We start from the raw sequence: 24702 nt of genomic DNA, 5'->3' as shown, positions 1-24702 counted from the left end.
CTAGTATATGATTTAAACCCATTACCATTATTTCTATTTGTTATCGCAATTATCTATATAATTTCATCTGTTAATATAATATTAAAATCACCCTTTTAAGATATTAATATTCTGGAATTGAGATTGTTTACTAGATTTTTACTAGCTAAATTTTTCATTAATACTTATTTTAGATAATCAATTGAGTTATTTTTGATATTTCTCTGTGAAGATTCCAATAGCTCCGGTAGATTCTATCCATTTACTCGGTGTCATCGTAAATCTATTTAAACCAGCTTCATTTCTAAACGTGTCGAATTGCACACGGTTAAAATTTGGATTATTAAGTGCTTCCCATAATCCTATAAATTCAAGAGTGTTCCTATTTCTCATCCAGTTTTGGATTACAAATCTTGGATCATCTGTGTTTTTATATTTTGCTATATCAGTAATGCTTATATAGTCATTTTTAAAATCTTCAGTATAAACTTGAATTGAAAATCCCTTAGCAGAAATTTGCTCTTTATTTATTTTTGACAATTTACTACCTCCTTATACTAGTGTACTCCTTACAATAGTCATTATATAATCATTACTCTAGGCAGCATACCTACTATTGATTTTTCGAGTTATAAACTTTGCTAGAAACTTTAATACTTTATATTTACTTAACTATTTGTCTCCATCTATATTATGACGCGAACCCCTCAAAAACATCCTATTGTATTATTAATAATTGCAGACACTAGCTTTTCGATCTATTCAAGCGGATTGTTTATCACATTAACCGAAAATTTTATACTTTGGAAATTTATTTAAATACTTTTTACCATTGTTATATTATTGTATCGTGTTCCATCCTTTAAAATAAATGCATCCGGTATTTCTCCCACTTTGACGAATCCTAGTTTCTCATAAAGAATCTAACCTCTTTTATTACCTGAGAAATAGTCCAGCTCAATTTGGGTAAGGCCCCATTCCTTAGCATAGTCTTCAAGACAAAGGAGCATCTTCTTTCCTATTCCTAAGTTCCAAAATTCTTTCAGTACTGTAACAGCGACATTTCCTCGATGACGCATTTTCATTTTTTTAAATCTTGAAATCTGAGCACTCGCAATCAATCTTCCATCAAACTCTGCTATAATCATAAGAATGTCCTCAGATTCATTGAAATTTTTTATCATCTTCTCTTCCTGTTCAACAGTCAGAGTTATTTCTTCTGGATAGGAGTATAAAAAGTTAGATTCTCCCATAACGGTTTTCAAATATTCAATAGTTTCTGAAGCGTCTTTTACTTGAATTTCTCTAATTTCACAAATCCCACCATCTTTCATTTTAAAACTTACTGGTATGTATTTCACACTTATCACTCACTTATTTTTTATTATTTCACTAAATCCATCTAATTATAGGACGTTTTTAGATTTTTAGTCCCGTCCCAGTTCCAGTATTGGATGTGCAATATTAATTCTTATTTCTTTTATTCGGCAAGTGTTCACTAATATCATTTACAAAAAATCTTAGTATATCGCCTTGCTTTAACCCTCTTTTAGATTGTCCCATATCTTTTCGAATTTCAAATATTATATCCTCCAAGAGAAAAAGTGTCTCTTTTGGATTTATATTCCCTTCTGCACTTTTGCTGCGAAACTGTAACCACTTTCTTATGACTTTATTAGATCCCCATAAAGTCAATTTCTTAGAAAAGCTAAATACATCTTTTAACATTTCTTCTTCCGAATATTCATCACCTTCTTTGATTTTCTCTTGGATTTTATAAACCATCTCTATAAATTCCGTGTATGGTACTTCCTTTTTACTGTATAAGTACCTTTTGACATTTTGACGATATTCAATAATTTTCGAAATGATCGAACTAATTATTACCCCTATAATCGACACAGTACCTGATATAACGGCAACAATAACCACAGCATCTAACTTTGATGCTATTTGATCCAACTTGAGAGCTAGATTACCAATATAGTTTAGCAATATTCCTATAAGCCAAACAAAAATATATACAATCGCCCCAATCAATAGTAGTCCCAATAGAATACCACCTATTGATGTCCTATTATTTTCTTTCAATATTTCCCCCACGCTATGTATGACTTTTTTCTCCTGAAATTTTTAGGAACATTATCAAGTATTAAAACACTATAAATATCCCTTAAAAACATCTCTTACTTTAACAACTCTTTCAATAACTTGATTCATAAGTTCAGGATAGTTACCTTGCTTATTAAAATTTAAACCAGTGATGTATGACTTTATTCTAGATGCTTTCTTATCATCTAACCTTTCCCAGTGCATATTAAAACCAAGTTTGTTTTCTATTTCTTCTTTATGCTCATACAGATTATCAAATAAATCTTTGCTATCCCTAACATAGAGCTCAACACCGATTGTTCCATCTTTATTTACCAGGGTAATGCTGATATGTGCGTCACTTGTACCAATTGCTACATCATACCAATGGTCAGTAGTTGCTTTCCTGATATTGAAAGGCTTCCCGTTCTCTGTAATCACACGGTTAAACTCTGTCCAAAAATTAAGTCTTTCAGCTTGAGTTTTAGATAAGTCTCCATCCTTGATGCTCTTATTACTCTTAATAAAATCATTAGGTTTCTCAATTACTTTGATCATTGGCGCTGGAAGTGAATCCCCAATTCTATAAGCCTTAATCTCTAACAAGAAGAAAGAAATTTCTTTTGCCATGTTGTTATTCAACCATTCAATGGCACTTTTATGCTCTTCTCTTGCTTCTTTTACAATCCAAATAATCACATTGGCATCAAGTCCTGATGCATAAGTGATAATTTTTCCTAGGTAATCATGGTCGGTAGAATTTAATTGATTCTCTATAATAATCTTGATATCAGTCGTTTCATCAACAGCCAATAAATCACAACGATATGATCCAACATAAACTTCCTTGTCTATATCGGTTAACGTAAGACCCACTGTTTCATTAATCAATTCAATATTTTCTTCTTTCGCTAACCAATTCGAAAAGTTATATTGCTCATGTTCCCATAACTCTCTAATATCTACTTCTTTTAGTCTTCCTAATGGAATATTTGAACTCATATTTTACCTTCTTATATTTCTCTGTAATAATCCAAAATCTTATAACTTTGCTTAATCTCTTCAATTTGAATGTATTGTCTCATATAGTCATAATCTGCTGTGCCATCTTCTTTGACGGGCAACATGATTTTTTGTCTTTTCATACGTCCAGCATTAAATTTATATCCATAAGCATATTTCACCTTCTGTTGAAGTATAGCTTGTTTTAAGAATAAATAAGTATATCTGTCTTCTTGGTTCTTATCTAACCAATGTATGCGTTTCACATCATCTGAAAAAATAGCTTCATATGGATGATAAAAATTCTCTACTACAGAACCATTATAATTAACACCCAATACATTATTATCCAAACTAGAATTTTTATTATTAATAAAATTAGTTATTCCATTGCAATTGTCCGTCGATCCTATGAAAGGTATATTTCCATCTCTTTGATTTGCCTTTGTCAGTCTTACACCCGATTTTATATAAATAATATCTTCAAGCCAAAATTCTTTCCATTCTTTTTTATGCAGCTGAATTAGTTTAGAATCATAAGAAATGGTTAACCTATATATATATATTCAAGCACTTTTTCGAGTTTTTCAGCTTCCAACTTTTGCATGAATTTACTAATATAATCCCAATGTGGATTGCCATTTTCATCAGCAGGTAAAATGAATCTTTCTTTCCTTATTCTTTTATCATTGATTTCTCGATTAAATGAATATTTTTCTTCTAGTCTTTTAATTATAGTTGCCATAAACAAATAAATATATTTATCAGCTTTATCTAAAGTTAAAGATGTTACATGATCACTAGCAATATATTCATATTCATGATAAAAACATGACCCTACACTCCCACTATTTGCAAGAGTAATATTGTTTTTAAACTTTCTAACCTTATCTTCATTACCTATAAATTGATCAAGGCCGTTATTTAGTGAAGTTGAAGAAATATAAGGAATATTCCCTTCTATATGGTCATCTTTTTTTAGTCTTTTCCCTCTTTGTATTTTTCTAAATACATCATTAAAAATAAATTCTCTCCACTCAACATCTCCAAAGCCTACTAAATCAAAAGAAGTTTCAAGCATTTTTTGTTCATAATAGGATATAACTTTCTGAGCAATATCTTTTTGTTCTTGCTTTATATAATCTTCCATAAATTGCCAATTTGGATTTCTAAAATTATCTATTGGTAGTAATATTCTAAGTTTAGAAAGCCTCGTACTTGAACACATCCTATTATACGAAAAAATATTACATGTACTTTTATTGATTGAATCCACACAAAATAACAAAATAAATTTATTCGCTTTAAAATTTGGATGCAAAATATTTACTCTTCCGTGTGATACTGCATAATAATTATAATAATGATAGAAAGATTGACCAAACATATCAACAGTTATTGTGTTATTTGCTATTATTTCACTTTTACCATCTCCGCTATCAACAAATTTAGTTATACCATTTTTGTTTAATCCCGACGAAATCAACGGAATCCTGCCTACATTTAATAAATCGGCTTTATTATCTCCTTTGGATAACTCTATTTCAAATAAGTTTGATATTTTAAATTCTCCCCACTCAGCATCATTAAGTGATAATCTATTTTGTTTCATAGTCTTCACCATCTTCTGCAGCTAATAACTTATCATCAAAAATGTCTTCCTCATCGTCTTCTTCTTCAATACCAAATAAATAACCCCTACCATGGGTTATCATATTGACTTCAAAAGTTATATAATCGGCAATTGTATTTCCAAAATCTTCGTCAGTAGGTATTTCGTCATTAAAATAATAAAAAGAGTGCAACCATTCATCATCTGATTCAATGGTTGTTTCAACACAAAATTTTGTTTCGGCATTAATCCTATCAAACCACACATCAAGTAGGTGCTGTTTTTTATCTTTTGCTGAGGGTGTTTCCACAAGCCCTACATGCTTTGCAACCTCATATCCATCATCTTCAAAGTTTATAAATTTACAAACTTTGTCCCTATGATGTGGTATGCCTGTAGTGAAAATAGCTATACAAGGGTTTGTTCCAACTCCATAGAAGGTATTTTTATTTAAGGTAATGACACCTTCTAAAGTATGATGTTTTAATATATTAGCCTTAGTTTCTTTTTCATATTTTGTTTTACCTGTCATTGACGATTGAGGGACAATAACCGCTACTCTACCACCTTCTACAAGAGAGTTTAATAAGTGTTCTGTAAAAGATATTTCATAGAGATTAGGATTATCTTTTGAGCCTTGTGAATAAGGCGGATTCATCATACCCACATTGCAACCTTTAAGTTGAAGTTTTGCAGGATTTTGCATCAAGAAATCTTCATTTTCAAGGTTGCTTCTTCCATCACCCCTTAAAATCATATTTGTAGTTGCTATCGTAAACATATATGATTGAAGTTCTACTCCAATAAGCTGTTTCTCTTTAATATGTTTTTTAACATTATAATCATCTGTTTTTTGTAGCATATCATGCATGGCAGCTATTAAAAAACCAGCTGTTCCACAGCAAGGATCTAAGACAGTATCAGATGATTTTAAATCTAGTAGATTACAGAAAAGTTCAGTTATATGTCTAGGAGTTAAAATTATTCCCAATGCCTGACCGTCGCCACCAGAATATGACATAAACTCCCCATAAAATCTACCTAGATAGTCTTCACCACTTTGATGATATCTTATAGAATGATATATGCTTTTATATAAAAACTCAGTATAGTGTTTATTTGGAGTTTTACCTAAATTGGGTTCAATTTGATTTATCTTTGTAGTATCTTTGATGACAGAAAATTGATTTAACAATTTATCTCTTTTTACATCGGGAGACACACGTGCTCTATTAAGATTATCTCTTATGGCATCATAAATTTTTTTCTCCATCAGTCTTATTAGAATCTCCAGTAAGCATATCAATTGAAAAATTCCCATATTCAATTTCTCTTAAAGCTAATAATATGCCTGATACAATTAATGGCTTATCCTTATCTTGAATCGATCCATAATTCCTTAAATCTTCATGTAATAAAGCGGCATCTTTTAAAATTTCCTTTGTTTCTTTTTCAAAATTAGTATTTTCTTTTAGAATTTCTTTTGTGTAGTATTCATGTATATTATTTTCATTAAAAGAAATAAAGGTTTCAATTTCAGGTAATTCATAATAATCAAGCCTATCATTAATAAATATTGGACTTATTCTATGTTTTTTCTCATTTCCTGATACGCCAATTGCTATTACTTTTGTATATGAGGTATTTTTTACAAGATGTTTCCCATAAAATAATGCACCATTAACTGCATAATCACAAACTGATAAAACATCTTCTGCTATTATTCCATCATCCGTCCTTTTTTCATGCATAGAAAGAGAACTTTTATCTTCTATAACAATAACAAAATCTTTAACTATCCCAACATATTCCGGAAATCCAACTTTGCCGGTTCTTCTTTTAGACGCAGTTTTAAGTGCATCATTTATTTCCTTTATTGTAGAGCCTTGTGCATCTAAATTTAATTCTGCTTCTTTAAGTAAATCATAGACCCATAAATCTGTACTTTTTTCTTTTATATTCATAGTGCATACTCCATAATATCTTCAACCCCACACTCCAGCACATAACAAATTTTTGCTATTGTTTCTAAATCTATTCTTTTAACCTTATTATTACAATAAGAATTAAGTTGTGTCCTTTGAAGATTTGCTTCTTTTTCTAACTTGTTTTTGCTTATATTTTTCTCCTCTAAAACTTGGTCTATTTTAAAAATAATCTTGCCAAAGTTTTGCATAAATTTCGCTCCCTTGTCATTTTAAAAATCGACATTACATTTAAATATATTGTATCATATTTCCAAATCTTCTTACAGGTCTAAGATTTTTATATTTTTAAATTTTAGCAAAATATTATTACAAACGATTAAAAAATTCCATAAAAATAAAGACCGCAGTTTAAAACTACGGTCTAATTTTTTGTCCTCATGTATAACAATTGGTACTATTATTCAATTTATCCTTTTTTACAAATGTTCCCATTTTAATCCCGGTTACAGTTTTCCATCTTCTGTATCCATTGAATTTACAAGGTTTTTTAGTTTTTTGCGACTAACGAAAATCGTAGTTTCACTGCTCTCCGCGATTCTCGCTATTTTTCGGGTAAAACTCCCACTCAGCGAATCAGAAAAGCCAACTATCCTTTTCGTCGCGTCGGCTTTTCTTCCCTGCAGAAGGGTTTCCATCCATTTATTCTGCGGTGCTTCGCACCTTGATAAATGGTGGAAAACGTAAAAAATATTGCTCGCAATTCCTCTCAGAAACTTTCAGTTTCTTCGCTTAGTTTTTCGGACTCAGCTTTGCTTCGTCTCGAAAATGACCGATGCAATTGCATCGGTCACCCTTAGATGGTGGGACTACTCCCATTCAATTGTTCCTGGTGGTTTGCTGGTTATGTCGTAGACTATTCTGCCTACTCCTTCTACCTCGTTTATCATTCTGTTTGATAGGGTTTGGAGGAGGTCGTATGGGAGGTTGGCGGCTTCTACTGTCATTGCGTCTGTGCTGGTGACGGCTCTTATGGCTACTACGTTGTCGTAGCTTCTGGCGTCGCCTTTTACTCCTACTGTTTTAATTGGAGTCCAGACTGTGAAGTATTGCCATATGTCTTCATTTAAGCCGAAGTTTTTAACTTCTTCTCTTAGGATGGCGTCGGTTTCTCTGACTATCCTTAGTTTATCTTCGGTGATGTCTCCCATGACTCTGATGCCGAGTCCTGGTCCTGGGAATGGTTGGCGCCATACCATGTCGTGTGGGATGCCGATGGCTTCACCTACAGCTCTTACTTCGTCTTTAAAGAGCATTCTTAGTGGCTCTACTAGACCTTTGAAGTCCATGTCTTCTGGTAGACCGCCGACGTTGTGGTGACTTTTTATAACACTTGCCTTATCTTTGCCAGATTCTATTACGTCTGGGTAAATGGTGCCTTGGACTAGGTAGCTTGCTCCACCGATTTTTTTGGCTTCTTCTTCGAAGACTTCGACAAAGTGGTTGCCGATTATTTTCCTCTTGGTTTCTGGGTCTGATACTCCTTTTAGGAGGTCTAAAAATTCTTTAGACTTATCTACCATTTTGACGTTGAGGCCAAGGTTTTTGTAGGTTTCCATTACAGATTTGGCTTCGTCTTTTCTGAGTAGTCCATGGTCTACAAAGATACATTGGAGCTTATCTCCGATTGCTTTTGAGACTATGGTTGCTGCAACTGAGCTGTCTACCCCACCTGATAGGCCGCAGATCATTTTTTCGCCTGCGTATTTATTTTTGATTTCTTCTATAATTTCTGTGGCGAAGTCTGCCATTTTCCAAGTTTTTTCTGCCTGGCATATGTTTAGTACGAAGTTTTCTAAGATTTCCCTGCCATATTCAGAATGAACTACTTCTGGGTGAAATTGCACAGAATAGATTTGCTTTTTATCATTTTCCATGGCTGCAATTTCTGTATTTGCTGTCTTTGCTGTTGCCTTGAATCCGTCAGCAATTTTTGCTACCCTATCTCTATGGTTCATCCAGATGATTGATTCTTCTGGAATATTTTTGAATAGTTCTGAATTTGTGTCTACTTGTAATTCTGTTTTTCCATATTCTGCGAGGTTTGGTGTTTCAACTTCCCCACCAAATACAAAGTTTATAAATTGGTGACCATAGCAGATACCCAATACTGGTACTCCTAGGTCAAAGATTTTCTCATCTGCCCTTGGGCTTTCTTCGTTGTTTACTGATTGTGGTCCACCTGTTAGGATTATTCCTGCAAGATTGTTTAAATCAAGATCTTTAAGGTCGGTGTCGCATTCGTATAGTTCTGCAAATACACCCATTTCCCTAACACGTCTTACAATTAGTTGGTCATACTGACCACCAAAATTTAATACTAGGATTTTTTCTTTTGACATAGTCTTCCCTTCTTGAGTCTTAGCTCTTTTCTTCCCTTTCCTCTGGGAATTTTTCAAAGTAATATTCAATAATTTCTGTAGCTGTTTGCTCGATTGTATTTTCGGTCACATCAATGACCTTGCAATCAAGGTCTTTGAAGACATCCATTGCATAGTTTAGTTCGTATTTGATTCTTTCCTTGTCAAAATACTTACTTTCTCCCATTAGACCAAGTGTTTTGGTCCTTTGAGACCTGATGTTAGAAAGTTTATCTGGATCAATTACAAGACCTATTACCCTGTCAGGATCAACCTCGAATAGCTCTTGAGGAATTTCTGATTCTGGCAAGAGGGGTAGGTTTGATACCTTGAAATTTTTGGTGGCCAGAATCATAGTTGTAGGAGTTTTTGATGTTCTGGATACGCCAACTAGGACTATATCAGAGTCCAAAAATCCCCTTGGATCCTTTCCATCATCATATTTAATAGCAAACTCTATTGCATTTATCATATTGAAATAGCCGGTTGAGAGAGTCCTTGTGAGGCCCGGTTGCCTGATTGCCTTCATGCCTGTCAATTCTTCAAATTTATTTATACCATAGGAGAGGATGTCAAGCACAATTATATTTTCTTTTTTTGCCCTAGCTCTTAGGTGGAGGGCTAGGTCCTTATTCGCTATTGTCATTACAATTACAGATTCCTTATCTAGGCCATCCATAATTACATCTAGCTCAGCCTTACTACTTATATCCGGTTTTCTAATTACCCTTGTTTCTAGGTCTGGAAATTGGCTGGTAACAGATTTTATATAGTTGATTGCAGTTTCTCCTGTCGAATCACTTATAATTACAATCGTTAAAACATCTTCCATCACTATCTCCTATCTTACTATCTCAGAAATATCAAAAATTTTAGCCATTCTTCTCTTGAGTAAGTTTAGCATGGCTAGCCTATTGTTTTTAACTTCTTCATTGTCTACATTTATCATTGTGTTGTCTAGATAGTCATTTCCTACTAGGCTTGTGGCTTGGATATTTTCTAATTCTTTCTTATAGTCAGCGCTGCTTACAAGGCCAAAGTTTTCGAGTTTTGTGATTTCCTCGTAGAATTTTCTTTCAAGGTCTGTTTCAAGGAGGTCTTCTCTGATTTCTGAAGCTTCACTTTTCTTTGTTAGGTTATTTATCCTAATTAAATATGAAAGCGAATCGTCATTTTCTCCTATAAAGTCGCTGACTGCCTTAACTTTTTCGCTCATTTTCAATAGATTTGTGAAGTTTGTATTTATTACTGAATTTACTATATCATACCTGTAGCCATCATCTAAGAGCTTGTTTTTAAGCCTATCTTTGATGAAGGTTAGGGTCTCATCCATGGTTTTATCGTAGTCGAAGGCTAGGGCGTTAATCTCTGTGTAAACTAAGAGCGCTTCGGAAATTAGCTTTTTGATATCAACGTCGATACCATTTTCTAAGATTATATTAATTATTCCAAGGGCTGCCCTTCTTAAACCGAATGGGTCACGACTACCTGTTACATAATTTTCTATAGCATAAAGACCAACTATGGAGTCCATCTTATCAGCTATGGCAAGTAGGATGCCTACTACAGATTTAGGTGTCTCTGAGTTTTGGTTTTTAGGTAGGTATTGTTCCTTAATAGCTGTGGCTACTCTTTGGTTTTCGCCAGAATTTAGGGCGTAGATTGCACCCATAGTTCCCTGAAGTTCAGTAAATTCTACAACCATCCTTGTTACAAGGTCTGCCTTTGACAAGTAGGCTGCTCTTTTAGCATCTTCTGCTATGTCATCGCCAAGACTTAGTTCTTTTTGATAGCTTGCTGCAAGCTCAACAAGTCTTTTTGTTTTTTGACCCATATTGCCAAGACCTTCAAAAAATACAAGGTTATCAAGGTCTTTGACATAAGATTCTAAGGTATTAGCTGCATCTAGGCCATAGAAGAATTTCGCATCTTCAAGCCTTGCAACCAAAACTTTTTTATTTCCTTCAATTACATTTTGGCTTTCATAGTCATCCCCATTTCTGACTAGGCAGAAATAAGGTAAAAGTTTTTTCTTATCATCAAGGATAGGAAAATATCTTTGGTGGTCCTTCATAGGAGTAGTGATTACTTCCCTAGGTAGTTCTAGGTAGGAATGATCGATTTCACCAACTAGGACTGTAGGATATTCAACGATATTTACTACCTCATCTAGGAGGTCTTCGTCTTTCATATATTCGCCACCAACTTGGCTAGATACAGAATTTAGGCCCTTAAGGATAATATCTCTCCTGTCCTTGCCCCTTAATATAACGTAATTTTCTTTAAGTTTTGCTTCATATTCTGAAATTTTTTCTATAACAATCTTATCAGAACCAAGTGTCCTGTGACCCTTAGTAATATTGCCTACTTCAATGCCTTCAGCATCAAAATCGAGAACCTTATCATCCAATAAAGAAACAAACCACCTGATTGGTCTTGCCCATCTGATTGACTTGCCTCCCCACCTCATTGATCTTGGGAAAGAAATTGATTTTACAATTTCATAGACATTTTCTTTTAGGATTTCTTCTAAGGACTTGCTTTCTTCCTTCTTTTCGACAAAAACGTAGTCTTCGCCCTTCTGCTCCTTAATAATCACATCAGAAAGCTCTGCCTTTTGGCCCTTAAGGAAGCCAAGAAGGGCTCTTGATGGATTATTATCTTCATCATAGGCAATCTTTGCACTTGGTCCCCTAACAGAAATCACTTCTGCCTGGGCAGTTTCTGCCACGTTTTTTAAAAGGACCATAAATCTTCTTGGGGTAGATTCGATTTCTACATCTTCGTAGGATAATTTATTTTCAGATAAAAGTTTTTCAAATTTTTCCTTTAATTGGATTTTGGTATTTTTGACATAATCTGAAGGTATTTCTTCTACTCCAATTTCTAATAGGTAATTATGCATGCTTTTCCTTTCTTAAGAGAGGGAAGCCAAGCTCTTCTCTTTTTTCAATATATTTTTGGGCTACTAGGCTTGATATGTCTCTAACTCTTTTGATATAGTGGTTTCTTTCTGAAACAGAAATCGCTCCCTTGGCATCAAGGGTGTTAAAGGTGTGGCTGGTTTTTAGAACATTATCATAGGCTGGATAAATCAAACCAAGCTCAATTAACCTTCCTGCTTCTTTTTCATAAATGTTAAATAAGGTTTCTAGGGTTTCATTATCCGCATCTTCGAAAGAATATTTTGAATTTTCATATTCTGGAAGTTTGAAAACATCACCGTAGGTTAGGTTCTCTGACCACTTGATGTCATAAACATTATCAACGTCTTGAAGGTACATACAAATTCTTTCAAGTCCTATGGTAATCTCTCCACTTTCAAGGGCACAGTTGATACCACCTACTTGTTGGAAATATGTAAATTGGGTAATTTCCATTCCATCAAGCCATACTTCCCAACCAAGTCCCCAAGCACCGAGGGTTGGAGATTCCCAGTTGTCTTCAACAAATCTAATATCGTGTTTTTTGGGATCTATGCCTATGGTTTCAAGACATTTTAGGTATAAATCTTGGATATTAGATGGGGTTGGTTTTAATAAAATTTGCATCTGGTGGTGTTGGTAAAGTCTGTTTGGGTTTTCCCCGTACCTACCATCTGCAGGTCTTCTGGATGGTTCAACATAGCAAACCTTCCATGGTTCAGGACCAAGAGCCCTTAAAAATGTGTGAGGATTCATAGTTCCTGCACCCTTTTCGATGTCGTATGGAATCATTACCGAACAGCCTTGTTCTTTCCAATACTCCTCTAGTTTTAGTATTAAATCTTCAAAGTACATTTACATTCCTTTCGAGCGCCTTTTTGACCCATTCAAGCGACGGATAGGTCGCAAGGTCTAGGTTTTTTAGGCAATAGTCTATTATTATTTTGCCAATTTTTGGATAAGATTCTACCAATTTTATATCTTCAAGTTCTTCAGATTTTGTATAAAGAAGCTTGTTGAAATACATAAATTCTTCATAGGTCATAAAGACCCTATCAAAAATCTGATCTTTACACTCATCACAAATTGCTGATGACTCGCTTGGTGAAAAATACAAATATTTACCTCTTATATTTTTACCACATATGCCACAAGTTTTAAAGTTTGGTTTGAAACCAGAAAATGAAATATATTTTAGAAGAAAGCCTAAAAATATATTCACTTGATTTTTTTCCGCCTCTTCGAAGGCATCAAAGCTCTTTGTAAGGAGGGTAAAAACCGTTCCAATCTGGATATGGTCTATAGTCCTAAGTAATAAATCGCAAATCGCAGATTTATATAATATTATATCAAAATTTTTATTTGATTTGTAGTAGGGATTTAAAACAACTCCCTCCCTCAAACCATAAAATTCCTTGCCGGACTTATATAAGTCAAAGGAAGCTAGGATAAACCTGGTTGTAAGGGCTAAGTTTTTAGAATTTTTCTTTAAAACTCCCTGGCAAGATATGGAAATTTTGCCCATAGATTCTGTGAAAACTTCGATAATTTTGGAAGATTCCTTGTAATTAAATTCCCTGAGGACTATGCCCCTTATATTCTTAAGGTCTGCCGTAGCCAAACCTGTCCACCAACTTTTCTTTCTTGCGCCAATCTTTTTCTACCTTAACCCAAAGCTGGAGATTGACCTTGCTATCTAAGAAGGTCTCTATCTCACTTCTTGCGTCAATGCCAATTTGCTTAATCATTTTACCGTTTTTGCCGATAACAATCTGCTTATGAGAATTTTTTTCCACAATGATTGTTGCCCTTATATCTATTAGGGCCTTATCATCTCTCTGTTTAAAATCATCAATCCTAACTGCAAGACCATGAGGGACCTCTTCTGAAAGAAGTCTTAAGGCCTTTTCCCTGATGATTTCTGAAACCACAAACCTCTCGGTCTTATCGGTAATCATGTCCCTGTCATAGTAGGCCGGGCCATCATCTAGGTAGGATTTTACCCCATCTATATAGGTGTGCACATTGGTATCGTCCAAGGCAGAAATGGCTATTATTTTATCAAAAAGTCCCACCTCTTCATAAAGATTTTTTATCTCTTCAATTTCTTCTTCATTTAGAAGGTCAATTTTATTTATAAGTAAAATTATAGGAACTCTTACTTTTCTGAGTTCGTCAATTATCATCTGATCAAGCTTGCCAATCTCCTTAGACTCGTCAACCACATAGGTTACGACATCTGATTCATTTAGGGAATCCTTAGAAAAACTTAAAAGTCTTTCCTGGAGTACATTTCTTGGTTTTTGTATGCCCGGCGTATCTATAAAAATAAGCTGGCTGTCCTCGTCATTGTATATTATATTTATCTTATCTCTGGTAGTTTGTGGCTTGTTAGATATTATGGAAATTTTCTCTTTTAAAATTTTTTCCATAAGAGTCGATTTGCCAACATTTGCCCTACCAACAACTGATATAAATCCTGATTTCATTCTAAATCCTTTTTACTAAAACTTTCTGGCAAGAGGTCTTCAATGGTATATGTTTTGTAGTTTTCACAATCCTTAGCCACAACTATCTTTGTATCAAAATCTGCAAATTCTCTTATAAATTGTCTGCAAACTCCACATGGATAGGTGTAGTCACTATCGCCAGTTATCACTATGTATAAAAAATCTCTTTCCCCTTGGGTAATGGCTGTAGAAAGAGCATTTCTTTCAGCACAAAGACTTGGAGAATAGGCAGCATTTTCTACATTTACCCCATCAAAAATTTTGCCAGACTTAGTCATTACGACACAGGCCACATGGAAATTTGAGTAGGGTGCATAAGCCCTTTGCTTAAGCTCTATGGCTTTTTTTATCAAATCCTTTATGTCCATCATGAAAATATCCCAAATATAGCCATAGCCATGGATGTACCAAGTATGGCTCCTCTCACAATTTCTCTTGCAGAGTGGATATCAGCCTCGTACCTAGACTCGGCAACTATTAAGGCAAGGACTACAAGAAGAAGTCTTACCAAGGGTTCTTTCACCATAAGAATCCCAACAGTTGCAAGGCAAAAGGCGACAGAGGTATGGCCTGAAACAAAACCACCCTTAAAGGCTGTGCCGTGGCCCTCATAGAAAACTCCCTTAAGAAAAATTGTCAAAATTATTACCAGAGATATGGCAATTAAAGCCAAATGCGATGGTCGTCTTGCAATTTTTAGGATTACTGAATCATAAAAATTTAAAAACTTGTCAAAAAATATTAGATAGCCGACAAAGCCTGCATTCAAAGCTGCAACAAAGGTCGCAGCTGCTGACACATCCTTACCTGCCTTGGCAAGTTTTGAGAACTTACCCCCACTTGCCAAATCTACTACCTCTTCTAAGGCTGTATTTAAAAGCTCAAGGGCAATAACAAAGGCAATAGAGAATACTAAAAACATCATCTCAACCCTAGATAGGTTGAAAAATAAAGATGCGATTAGGACTAGGATTGATGCTAGGATGTGAAATTTCATATTTTTTTCGTGGTTAATAGCATAAACCAGCCCCTCATAGGCATAGTCAAAACCCTTCAAAAATTTTTGCCCGTGAGTTAATTTGAGGGGCTCAAAGTCTTCGCCTTCGCCTTTTTTTAACTCATCAAGAATCTCTTTTTTTAAATTTTCTTTAAGTTCATCGTAGTTTTTATCCATTAATTATTTAAAAACTCCTAGGTTTTTCATAACCTCTTTTTCCTTGGCTCTCATCTCAACCTTATCATCTTCTTCTATGTGGTCATAGCCTAAAAGATGGAGGGTTGAGTGGCAAATAAGATACATCATCTCTCTTTCAAGAGAATGTCCAAAATCTTTGGCTTGATTTTCTGCCACATCCAAGCAAATTACAATATCTCCTAAGAGGAAAAGAGGATTTCCATCATTATCATAGCCTTCTTCATCCATAGGAAAGGATAAGACGTCAGTTGGTCTATCAACATCCCTGTATTCCTTATTGAGCCTATGGATAGTTTCCATATCCACAATAGAAAGGGAAACTTCAGCATTTTCATTGAAACTTTCTACTCTTAGGACTTCTTCTATAGTTTTTTCCGCCCTCTCCCTTATGAGGTCAAGGTCCAAATCTTGGTTTGTATCATTCGCTAACAGAAGATTCATTTTCTTTTTTCTTTCTTTCTTCTTCCCTCATCCTGTCGTCCTTTTCGTAGGCATCTATAATCCTCTGGACGAGTGGGTGACGGACAACGTCAATTGAAGTAAAACTCATAAAATCAATTCCCGGCACATTTTTTAGGATTTGACTGGCTGAAACAAGACCAGACTTCCTGCCACGAGGGAGGTCAACCTGGGTCTTATCACCTGTAATTATCGCCTTTGAACCATAACCCAAACGGGTTAAAAACATCTTCATCTGCTCGTAGGTTGTATTTTGTGCCTCATCAAGAATTACAAAAGAATTATCCAAGGTCCTTCCCCTCATATAGGCAAGGGGAGCGACTTCTATAATGCCCTTTTCTACAAGGGCCTGGTAGGTTTCAAAACCCAAAATTTCAAAAAGCCCATCGTAAAGAGGTCTTAGGTATGGGTCAACCTTATCTTGCAAATCACCCGGCAAAAATCCTAGGCTCTCGCCCGCTTCTACTGCCGGACGGGTGAGGATAATCCTATTTACTTCGTTGTTTTTAAAGGCACGCACAGCCATGGCTACGGCAAGATAAGTCTTACCTGTACCTGCTGGACCGATACCAAAAACAATATCATTCGCCAAAATCTTTTCTATATATGATTTTTGTCCCAAGGTCTTTGGCTTAATTGGCTTGCCACCGGCTGTTGTGACAATCACATGGTCAAGGAGAGCCTTAACCACATCCTTGTTTTCCCTCTCGAGCATATCTGCATCGTATTTTAATCTTTGAAAGCTAAGCTCTCCATCTCTTTTAAGCTCGGATAAAAGCTGGATAATTAGCTTTTTGGCAAGGTCAACATGCCCTTCTTCGCCATTTATTTCTAAACTATTGTCCTTAAGCTTAAGTTTAACGTCAAACCTATCTTCTATATATTTTCTATTTGAATCAAAATTGCCAAAAAGCGAAATAATTCTTCCCGGCTCTTCTATTTCTAAAAATTCCTTAATATTAATCACTCCTCTGCTATATTATACCTTTTATAATATGCAAAAACAGCTACAATTCGTAGCTGTTTGTTACTCTCTTCTAATTTTTCTATATCTTTAATATATGGACCTCTTTCTAAAATTGAATAAAGCGTAAATCATCACGCACAATCCGACCACCATAAATATCAATGATCCTAGACCACCAGCTTGAGGGATAATAACTTTTCTATTAATTACTTTAGTAGCATTGTCAACACTATCCTCATTTGAATATTTGATGTTGCCATTGTTAAAACTCATTACATTTATTTCAAAATCAATCTTATTAAATTTTCCATATCCTTTAGGAGCTCTAAGTTCCTCTAGTTCATATGAACCTGCTCCCAGGCCTCTAATCATGAATTGTCCATCCTCATTTGATGCGAGTTTTATTAAATCAGGATCATCTGACTTATCAGTAAGTTCAAAGCCTATTCCTTCATTTTCAAAGGCTTTATCATATTCCTTTTGGCTGTCTTCAATAAGTTTTTTTGCCTTAGTTCCAGCTTCTGTGTCAAGTTCTTCTGATTTTAAATTGCTATAAGCATCTAAGGCTCCACAAAGAGTATCCTTTGCTTTCTTTAGTTCTTCCTTATCTTGAGTTCGTCTTCCTAGACTTTTTGCCTTCAAATACTTTCCATCTTTTTTGATTGCAAAGATAGCTCCAAATAGTCTTTCGTCTTCGGTATTAACCTTTACAAATTTTTTGCCACAAGTTTCTACCTTTGAATTTGAAGGTCTTAGGTAAGTTTTATTTGGAATATTGGTAATGCTTAAGACTCCTTGATTATAAGAAACATAGTTAGGTTCATAGCCCCCGACCCTTTCTCTAATCCTGTAAGTCCTTTGATTCGAAAGCCCTGTAAATTCATAATCAAATGCTGGATTTTGTTCACTATTTCTAAGGGTTACAGCTTTTATTTCCTTGTAAACATCTCCAACTTTTTCTTCCAAAATATAAGTCACAGCCAAATCCTTATCATCAAAAGGTATTTGCTTATTTCCACCGGTAACCCAAGATTTATCTACCTTGATTTTTCCATTCAAAGGATTTATGTCTAGTGGCTGGTATGACTTGCCTGGACTATTGCTATAATCAAGAGCAATAGTATTTTCTTGTGGTTTTGCTAAATTAATGACAGCCTTAGCATTTAAGCTGGCTGAGTATTTTATCATCAATACAACATCAGCCGTCTTGCAGGCATCTCTAACTTTTTCCAAACCAGAGTCCTTCAAAGACAAGCTAAATCCTCGTTCATCCTCAGATTTTATATAATCAGAAGAAGTTAGGTTCGCTCCATCTATACTGATATTTTTATCATAAGTTAAACCATTAGTCATATTATCAGTCCAAGTCAATTTTTTGTACTCGGAACCGATTGGAATCACTGTTTTTACAGCATAAGGGATAACATCTCCGATAGTCCTATTGATTTTTGATTTTGGTCTTTGATAATTCTCAAGATCTAATTTATTATCCACATCTGGGTCAGTAACCGTTTCATCAAAGTTCTTATCAATTTGTGGTTTATTCTCAGTATTTTTTGGATATACGTGAACATCCTCAACAACTCCATTTTTGTTGATGACTGGTAGCTTTATTTCTATTGGCGAGGCTTTACTTTCAGTCAAAACTTTTCCATCTTCTCCAGTATAAGTGGATTTTTCCTTAACTTCATAAATTTTATAATTACCATTAGGAAGTTTTGATGTATCGAAAGTTGCTCCCTCTGGACCTGTCAATTTCCCAAGAGCCTTATCAATTGAATCTACAACATTTCCCTCTGAGTCTATAAATTGATCCTTGTCATTTTTCCATACAAAGTAAACTCCAGAAATTTCTTTAGGAGCATTTTCAACAAGTTTGTCAAAATCAGTCTTGTTTTGACTTGCGTCATAGCCCTTAGGGGTCTGCCAGCCATCAAATTCTTTTTTACCTAAGAGCAACTTGTGAACAGTGACACTTATTGTTCTTTTAGGTGGTGGCGGAATATTTTTCTTTTTGTTTGTGACAATTATTAGATTTCCAACTATACTTATATTTCCATTATCTCCTAAGGTGACACTCCCATCACTATTGACAGTAAATGTCACCTCCGGTATGCTTTCATACCCTTTTGGAGTTTTTGTTTCTCTTAATTTATACACCCCAGGTTCTAGTGGTATTTCAGCAATTTTATCAGTTGTCCAACTGTTTATACAAGTATTGTTTTGATTATATACTTCAAGCACTGCATCGTTTAACTGATTATTTTTTTCGTCAACCTTTTTAAATTTAACTATGTGCTTCTTTAGATTGTCAACTATTACAATCCTATTTCCATCAATGCTCACACCATTAGGAGTGTCTAGTAGTTTTAAAATGCCATTATTAGAAATTTCGAAGTCAAAATCAGAAATTTTTTCATATCCAACTGGAGCTTGTGATTCCTTGATTGTATATGTCTTGCCACACACTAGACTTACTGTCTGATCTCCCGCCCCTGAAGTAAGACTTGCTACTTTTTGGATAGGGTCGATTTTTTCGTATATATCAAACTTAGCTCCTGCTAGAGCCTTTCTTTCCGGGTCTACTTTTGATATAAGGACATCTTTTTTCTGCCTGTTGATGACTTTTATTTCCTTGCTCTTATCTGCCAAATCAGAAACAATTACATTAGACGAGTTGGATTTTATTTCTATCCCTCCCCCATGTTTTACTTCAAAGAGGATATCTCCCGTTCCTTCATATCCACTTGGAGTTTTTATTTCTTTAATCTTATATGTGCCAGCTTTAAAGTCAAATGTTGGTTGAGCTTTTGTATCCCATTCTCCACCTGAGATTGGTTTTTCAACCTTATTTTCTATCGAGAATATTTTTAGTCTTGCATTATTATTGCCATTGACCAATTTACCATTTTGGTCTATTTTTGATATCTTTATCGGATATTTTTTATACTTATCTTTTATAATAAGCTTGCCACCTACAAGTTTTACATTTTCTCCATTTGGGTTAGATACAAGGCTGATATTGCAGTCCTTATCTATGCTTATCTCAAAGTCTAATACTTTTTCAAAGCCAAGTGGAGCTTCTTCTTCCTTTATAATGTATGTCTTTCCACACTCTAAACTTAATGTCTGATCACTTGTCTCGGATTTTAGACTTTTCACTGACTTTGTTTGGTCATTTTTTTCGTATATACCAAATCTTGCTCCGGCAAGGGCATTTCCTTCTGGATCAATTTTTGATATTATAATATCTTTCTTCTGCCTATTAATCACTTTAATTTCTATAATGTTATTTGCTGAGTCTGAAACTATGACATTTGACGAGTCTGATTTTATTACTACTTTTCCTTTATCTGTTACCTCAAATACGATTTTGCCTGTTCCTTTATAACCTATTGGTGTATGAATTTCTCTTATATTATAAAGACCTTCACCCAAAGTAAATGTAGGTTGTTCATTAGTTAGCCATGTCTTAATAGATTTAGAACGCCTATTTATCACACTAGATAATCTTAATTTTGCTGGATTTGAATTTGAATTTAGCAAATCCCCATTTTGATCAACTTTTGATATTTTTATTAGATTTTGTTTATATTTATTTTTTATAGTTATGGTAAATGTTTTGTTATCAACACTTACATCAGGATTTGTTACCTTTGGCTCGATTTGTCCGTTGGGTTTTACTTCAAATTCAAATGGGTCTATTGATGAATATCCCTCTGGTGTGCTTATTTCTTCGATTTTGTATTCATTTGGTATCAAATTTTTTGAGTATTCTGTATTAGAATTCCAAGTATCATCCAAACTATAATTGCCATCTGCCTTTTTTGAGTAGATATTAAACTTAACTCCCCCTAGGGCCTTACCATTTTCGTCTACTTTTTTGATATTTACGGGATATTTTCTAAAAGGCTCTTTTATAATCAGCTTGTCGCCTTCTAGCCTTACATTATTATCATTTCCTGATATTGATATAACACCAGTATTGCTTACGCTTACTTTGAAAAAATTTACTATACTATATCCTTCTGGTGATTTTGTTTCTTTTACGATATATTCCTTGCCATATTCTAGCTTAATCTTTACATCATCACCATAACCGGTACTTGTCAGCTCGGCTATGGCATTTTTTAAATCATTAGCTTTATATACTCGAAAAACACCGCCAGCTACTCTTTTTGAAAAATCGTTTATCTTAGTAAGGTAGACTTCTTTTTCTTTTTTTTGTTTTCTTTCTTTTCTTTTATTTTTTATTATGAGCTTGTTACCTTCAAGCTTTACTCTTTCTCCATTTGGATTTGATACAAGGATTGCAGTATCTTTTTTACCATTAATAAGTTCGGTATAATTAGGTATCTTTATTTCAATATCTAATATCTTCTCAAAACCAACTGGAGCTTCTACTTCCTTGATTATGTATGTGGCACCAATAGTATCTATACGGTTTAGATATACTTTCCTGTCACTTCTTAATGATATAAATCCAAAGTCATATTTTTGCGGTTTTGTTTTTTCATATATTTTAAAATTTGCTCCAGGCAGATAATTTCCTTCTGCATCCAATTTTGATATAATCAATTCAAAAGATTTTGAACTAGGAACAACTTTTCTGAGAGCCTTAAAAACTATCGTATTTCCATCTAAGTATGTACTGGTATCTTCCTCCATTTCCAGACCACCATTACTTCTAACAGTTAATTTTATCCCTGAAAAAAATGCATATCCCTCATTTCCTCCAGTTTGCCACAACCAATATGTTCCTGGTTTTAAGCTAAGCTCTGGCTCAGTATCAGGGTACCAATCACGTATATATGTATAGTCTTCAGAATAAATTTCTATTTTCCCTCCGGTTAATCTATAACCTTCTCTTATAGTAACAATTTTTAATTTAATTTTGTAATTATCTTGTGAGTTTCTCATGGCTGACTTATTTGCTCTGAAAGAGTATGGCTGGAGTCCTTTATTTATTCTAAACAAACTCCTAAGTAATTTAGATATTTTTTCTCTTCCATAATCCATGTGATACTCTTTTATCTCTCTTGTCTTAGCTAAATTCTTGGCAGCTAGGGCTTTATTTCCTAAAAAAATAAAGTTCAAAAAAATAAGTATTACCAAAAAGATTTTCTTAAAAATTTTTTTATTTTTTCCTTTCATCCTTTCCTCTTTTTTACAATCTCAATTTTGCACATAATGAAATTCTATTTTTATCATTTATCAGTCAAGTTTTAATCTTATATAGATAAAATCCATCTATTTCCTTGTTTAAAATTCCTATTATAAAAAAATTTACACCCGATTTTTATAGTTTTCAAGCAATTAGCGAGCTAAAATTCATTTGTTATTTTTTTGTTATTATTTTTTTTTGTTATTATTTTTTTTTGTTATTATTTTTTTTTGTTATTATTTTTTTTTGTTATTATTTTACAAAAAAATGAGAGCTCGAATGCTCTCATTTTTTATAATTTTATCTTCTTTTAGAAACTGGCGGGCCTAGGATTTCTGCCATTATTATGGCATCCTTAAGCCTCTTTCTGTTTTTTTCTTTCGCCATTTCTTCTCTAATCTTATCTGTCTTTTCTTTTTGCTCTGCCTCTTTTAATCTCTTTAGGGCAGCTGTATCTCCCTCTTCAGGTTTTTTGAATTTTTCTGCATGTTTTGTCCTAAGTTCAGATTTTAACCTTCTTTGGGCTTCTATATCTGGTTTTGATTGACTTTGGTATTGGTCTAATTCCATATTTTCTACCAAATCATTTAGGTAGCCAATTATGGATTTTTTCCTTGGACTTTTCTTAACTTCGAAAAGGGGTTTTTGTATTTTTCCCTTCTTTTCATTTCCTGCTTGAATCTCTTCTGCAAGCTCATCTAAGAAGGAAAGGAAAGATTTATTATTTGACATCGAGATCAGCCTCATCATTTGAGATTGACTGTCTCATTTTTGTGTCTGCCTTGATATTTTGAAGGTTGTAATAATCCATTACTCCGAGGTTTCCTTCTTTGAAGGCTTGAGCTATGGCAAGTGGGATTTCACTTTCTGCTTCCACAACCTTGGCCCTATTTTCTTGTTCAAGAGCGATAGCTTGGGCACGTCTTTCTTCGGCCTTGGCTTGGGCGATATTCTTATCAGCTTCTGCCTGGTCTCTTTGAAGCTCAGCGCCGACGTTTCTTCCAACGTCCACATCTGCTATATCAATTGATAAAATCTCAAAGGCAGTACCAGAGTCAAGTCCCTTGTTTAATACGGTTTGAGAAATGTTGTCTGGATTTTCCAAAACTTCTGCGTGGGTTTCTGAAGAACCAACTGTGGTTACTATACCTTCGCCAACTCTAGCTATAATGGTCTCTTCACCCGCACCACCGACTAGCCTTTCGATGTTGGCCCTAACAGTAACCTTGGCAATTACCTTCACCTCTATACCATTTTTAGCAACAGCTGCTATGGTTGGAGTATTGATAACCTTTGGGGTTACAGACACTTGAACAGCCTCAAACACATTACGACCTGCAAGGTCAATGGCTGCGGCTTGTTCAAAAGAAAGGTCTATGTTTGCTCTTTCTGCTGCTATAAGCGCGTCAACAACTTGGTTAATATTACCTCCTGCAAGGTAGTGACTTTCAAGGTCATTTGTGGCAATATGGATGCCTGCTTGGTGGCTTTTAATCATTGCGTTTACGATTTTAGATGGAGACACCCTCCTAAATCTCATCGCAACTAAGCTTGCCATAGAAATCTTAAGGCCTGAAAACCTCGCTGTGATCCAAAGACCAACTGGTACCATTGTAAAAAATACTACGACTAATACAAAAATTAGTCCCATCATTATAAATTCCATTACATCTCCTTTACTATTATGTGGCCATCTTTAACACCTATGACAGAAACCACCTTAGATTTTTCGATAAATTCTGCCCTGGCCATAGCATCATAAATTTCACCATCAATTTCAATCCTGCCTGTTGGCCTTAGGATTGACTTTGTATAGCCTATACTTCCAATAAGATTATTTAGATCCTTGTTAGGTCTAGGTCTTCTTTTATTTTTCTCAGACCCTTCCAAAACATAGGCATCAAATAATTTTGCCCTAAAGCCTAGCTTTACAAAGACTGTCATAGTAATGACAACTGCAAGGCCTGTGGCAAGGATGACAAATATTCCTGTGTGAGGATCTGTGAAGGAATCCATCACTGAATAAGTCGTAAGGGCAAGCCCTGCCACCCCAATTATTCCAAAGCTAGGAATAAAAAGCTCCAAACTTAAGAGGGAAATTCCCACGATAAAGGTGAGAACTGTGATGTTATCTGCTATGTTGTACTTGGCATTGGCATAGTAAAAATAAGCAAAAAGCACTACAGCCGCACCGGCGAAAAGAAGCTTTTTTTGGGTAAATAAGAGACATATCAAAGATATGACTGCGAGAATAAAACTTGTCGCAATAAAAAGGTCATTTCCTAGCATATTTTTCTCCATTCTTAAATGCGAATCCATGAATTTAAAAATAAAAATCTCTTCTTAAATTCAGGGATTATCTATTATCTTCCTTATAACTATTATCTAGTAAATGAGGTTAAAAATCAACATAGAAGGGCTTTGTTCGCTACTAATAAATAAGACATTAGAGCT

The 24702-nt window shown here is 34.5% G+C and carries 22 protein-coding genes and 1 pseudogene; all 23 read right to left on the bottom strand.

Annotated features, from left to right (window positions below; all coding sequences use genetic code 11):
• Nucleotides 1-201: 201 nt before the first annotated feature.
• Nucleotides 202-519: pseudogene (locus tag HMPREF1630_RS04045) on the bottom strand (KilA-N domain-containing protein); the annotation flags it as partial.
• Nucleotides 520-902: 383 nt separating this feature from the next.
• On the bottom strand, nucleotides 903-1340 hold the full coding sequence (locus HMPREF1630_RS04040) for a GNAT family N-acetyltransferase (RefSeq protein WP_197049857.1): 438 nt from the start codon (nucleotides 1338-1340) through the stop codon (nucleotides 903-905).
• A gap of 103 nt (nucleotides 1341-1443) precedes the next feature.
• Nucleotides 1444-2070: a hypothetical protein gene (locus HMPREF1630_RS04035; RefSeq protein WP_037327408.1), complete on the bottom strand. Its 627-nt coding sequence runs from the start codon at nucleotides 2068-2070 to the stop codon at nucleotides 1444-1446.
• Between the two features lie 69 nt (nucleotides 2071-2139).
• Nucleotides 2140-3072, bottom strand: a complete 933-nt coding sequence (locus HMPREF1630_RS04030) for a DUF4268 domain-containing protein (RefSeq protein ID WP_037327345.1) — start codon at nucleotides 3070-3072, stop codon at nucleotides 2140-2142.
• Between the two features lie 11 nt (nucleotides 3073-3083).
• Complete coding sequence (locus HMPREF1630_RS04025) at nucleotides 3084-3590, bottom strand: restriction endonuclease subunit S (protein ID WP_269319697.1); 507 nt, start codon at nucleotides 3588-3590, stop codon at nucleotides 3084-3086.
• 29 nt (nucleotides 3591-3619) lie between these two features.
• Complete coding sequence (locus HMPREF1630_RS04020; protein ID WP_037327342.1) at nucleotides 3620-4684, bottom strand: restriction endonuclease subunit S; 1065 nt, start codon at nucleotides 4682-4684, stop codon at nucleotides 3620-3622.
• A complete protein-coding gene (locus tag HMPREF1630_RS04015) occupies nucleotides 4671-5957 on the bottom strand; it encodes an HsdM family class I SAM-dependent methyltransferase (protein WP_197049856.1) in 1287 nt (428 codons plus the stop codon). The genes HMPREF1630_RS04020 and HMPREF1630_RS04015 overlap by 14 nt, the downstream gene beginning before the upstream one ends.
• Entirely contained in the window at nucleotides 5938-6648 is a 711-nt protein-coding gene (locus tag HMPREF1630_RS09510; RefSeq protein WP_197049855.1) for a hypothetical protein, read from the bottom strand. Before HMPREF1630_RS09510 ends, HMPREF1630_RS04015 begins: the two co-directional genes overlap by 20 nt.
• Nucleotides 6645-6860, bottom strand: a complete 216-nt coding sequence (locus tag HMPREF1630_RS04010; RefSeq protein ID WP_037327341.1) for a helix-turn-helix domain-containing protein — start codon at nucleotides 6858-6860, stop codon at nucleotides 6645-6647. The genes HMPREF1630_RS09510 and HMPREF1630_RS04010 overlap by 4 nt, the downstream gene beginning before the upstream one ends.
• Nucleotides 6861-7478: 618 nt before the next feature.
• Complete coding sequence (guaA, locus tag HMPREF1630_RS04000) at nucleotides 7479-9011, bottom strand: glutamine-hydrolyzing GMP synthase (RefSeq protein ID WP_037327337.1); 1533 nt, start codon at nucleotides 9009-9011, stop codon at nucleotides 7479-7481.
• Nucleotides 9012-9030: 19 nt separating this feature from the next.
• A complete protein-coding gene (locus HMPREF1630_RS03995) occupies nucleotides 9031-9861 on the bottom strand; it encodes a pyruvate, water dikinase regulatory protein (RefSeq protein WP_037327334.1) in 831 nt (276 codons plus the stop codon).
• Between the two features lie 9 nt (nucleotides 9862-9870).
• Nucleotides 9871-11934 carry a glycine--tRNA ligase subunit beta gene (gene glyS, locus HMPREF1630_RS03990; protein WP_037327331.1) on the bottom strand — a complete coding sequence of 688 codons (2064 nt, stop codon included), beginning with the start codon at nucleotides 11932-11934 and terminating at the stop codon, nucleotides 9871-9873.
• Complete coding sequence (glyQ, locus tag HMPREF1630_RS03985; RefSeq protein WP_037327328.1) at nucleotides 11927-12808, bottom strand: glycine--tRNA ligase subunit alpha; 882 nt, start codon at nucleotides 12806-12808, stop codon at nucleotides 11927-11929. Before glyQ ends, glyS begins: the two co-directional genes overlap by 8 nt.
• The gene (recO, locus tag HMPREF1630_RS03980) at nucleotides 12798-13574 is read right to left on the bottom strand and encodes a DNA repair protein RecO (RefSeq protein ID WP_037327327.1); all 777 of its coding nucleotides are present in this window, start codon (nucleotides 13572-13574) and stop codon (nucleotides 12798-12800) included. Before recO ends, glyQ begins: the two co-directional genes overlap by 11 nt.
• Complete coding sequence (gene era, locus HMPREF1630_RS03975; RefSeq protein WP_037327325.1) at nucleotides 13555-14442, bottom strand: GTPase Era; 888 nt, start codon at nucleotides 14440-14442, stop codon at nucleotides 13555-13557. Before era ends, recO begins: the two co-directional genes overlap by 20 nt.
• Nucleotides 14439-14831 (bottom strand): cytidine deaminase, encoded by a 393-nt coding sequence (cdd, locus tag HMPREF1630_RS03970; protein WP_037327405.1) that lies wholly within the window; start codon nucleotides 14829-14831, stop codon nucleotides 14439-14441. The genes era and cdd overlap by 4 nt, the downstream gene beginning before the upstream one ends.
• Nucleotides 14831-15637 (bottom strand): diacylglycerol kinase, encoded by an 807-nt coding sequence (locus tag HMPREF1630_RS03965; protein WP_004826814.1) that lies wholly within the window; start codon nucleotides 15635-15637, stop codon nucleotides 14831-14833. Before HMPREF1630_RS03965 ends, cdd begins: the two co-directional genes overlap by 1 nt.
• A gap of 3 nt (nucleotides 15638-15640) precedes the next feature.
• Nucleotides 15641-16099, bottom strand: a complete 459-nt coding sequence (ybeY, locus tag HMPREF1630_RS03960) for an rRNA maturation RNase YbeY (protein ID WP_037327321.1) — start codon at nucleotides 16097-16099, stop codon at nucleotides 15641-15643.
• A complete protein-coding gene (locus HMPREF1630_RS03955) occupies nucleotides 16077-17084 on the bottom strand; it encodes a PhoH family protein (RefSeq protein WP_052039360.1) in 1008 nt (335 codons plus the stop codon). Before HMPREF1630_RS03955 ends, ybeY begins: the two co-directional genes overlap by 23 nt.
• Nucleotides 17085-17171: 87 nt before the next feature.
• Complete coding sequence (locus HMPREF1630_RS09215; protein WP_052039359.1) at nucleotides 17172-22238, bottom strand: SpaA isopeptide-forming pilin-related protein; 5067 nt, start codon at nucleotides 22236-22238, stop codon at nucleotides 17172-17174.
• A 310-nt stretch (nucleotides 22239-22548) separates the two neighbouring features.
• Nucleotides 22549-22980: a hypothetical protein gene (locus HMPREF1630_RS03945; RefSeq protein WP_037327319.1), complete on the bottom strand. Its 432-nt coding sequence runs from the start codon at nucleotides 22978-22980 to the stop codon at nucleotides 22549-22551.
• The gene (floA, locus tag HMPREF1630_RS03940; RefSeq protein WP_037327316.1) at nucleotides 22970-23914 is read right to left on the bottom strand and encodes a flotillin-like protein FloA; all 945 of its coding nucleotides are present in this window, start codon (nucleotides 23912-23914) and stop codon (nucleotides 22970-22972) included. The genes HMPREF1630_RS03945 and floA overlap by 11 nt, the downstream gene beginning before the upstream one ends.
• Nucleotides 23914-24537: an NfeD family protein gene (locus tag HMPREF1630_RS03935; RefSeq protein WP_037327314.1), complete on the bottom strand. Its 624-nt coding sequence runs from the start codon at nucleotides 24535-24537 to the stop codon at nucleotides 23914-23916. The genes floA and HMPREF1630_RS03935 overlap by 1 nt, the downstream gene beginning before the upstream one ends.
• Nucleotides 24538-24702: the final 165 nt, after the last annotated feature.

This window comes from Anaerococcus lactolyticus S7-1-13, from assembly GCF_000758765.1.
GTDB lineage: Bacteria > Bacillota > Clostridia > Tissierellales > Peptoniphilaceae > Anaerococcus > Anaerococcus lactolyticus.
Note: the sequence above shows the minus strand (reverse complement) of the source record. Positions and strands in the feature narration are given on the sequence as shown.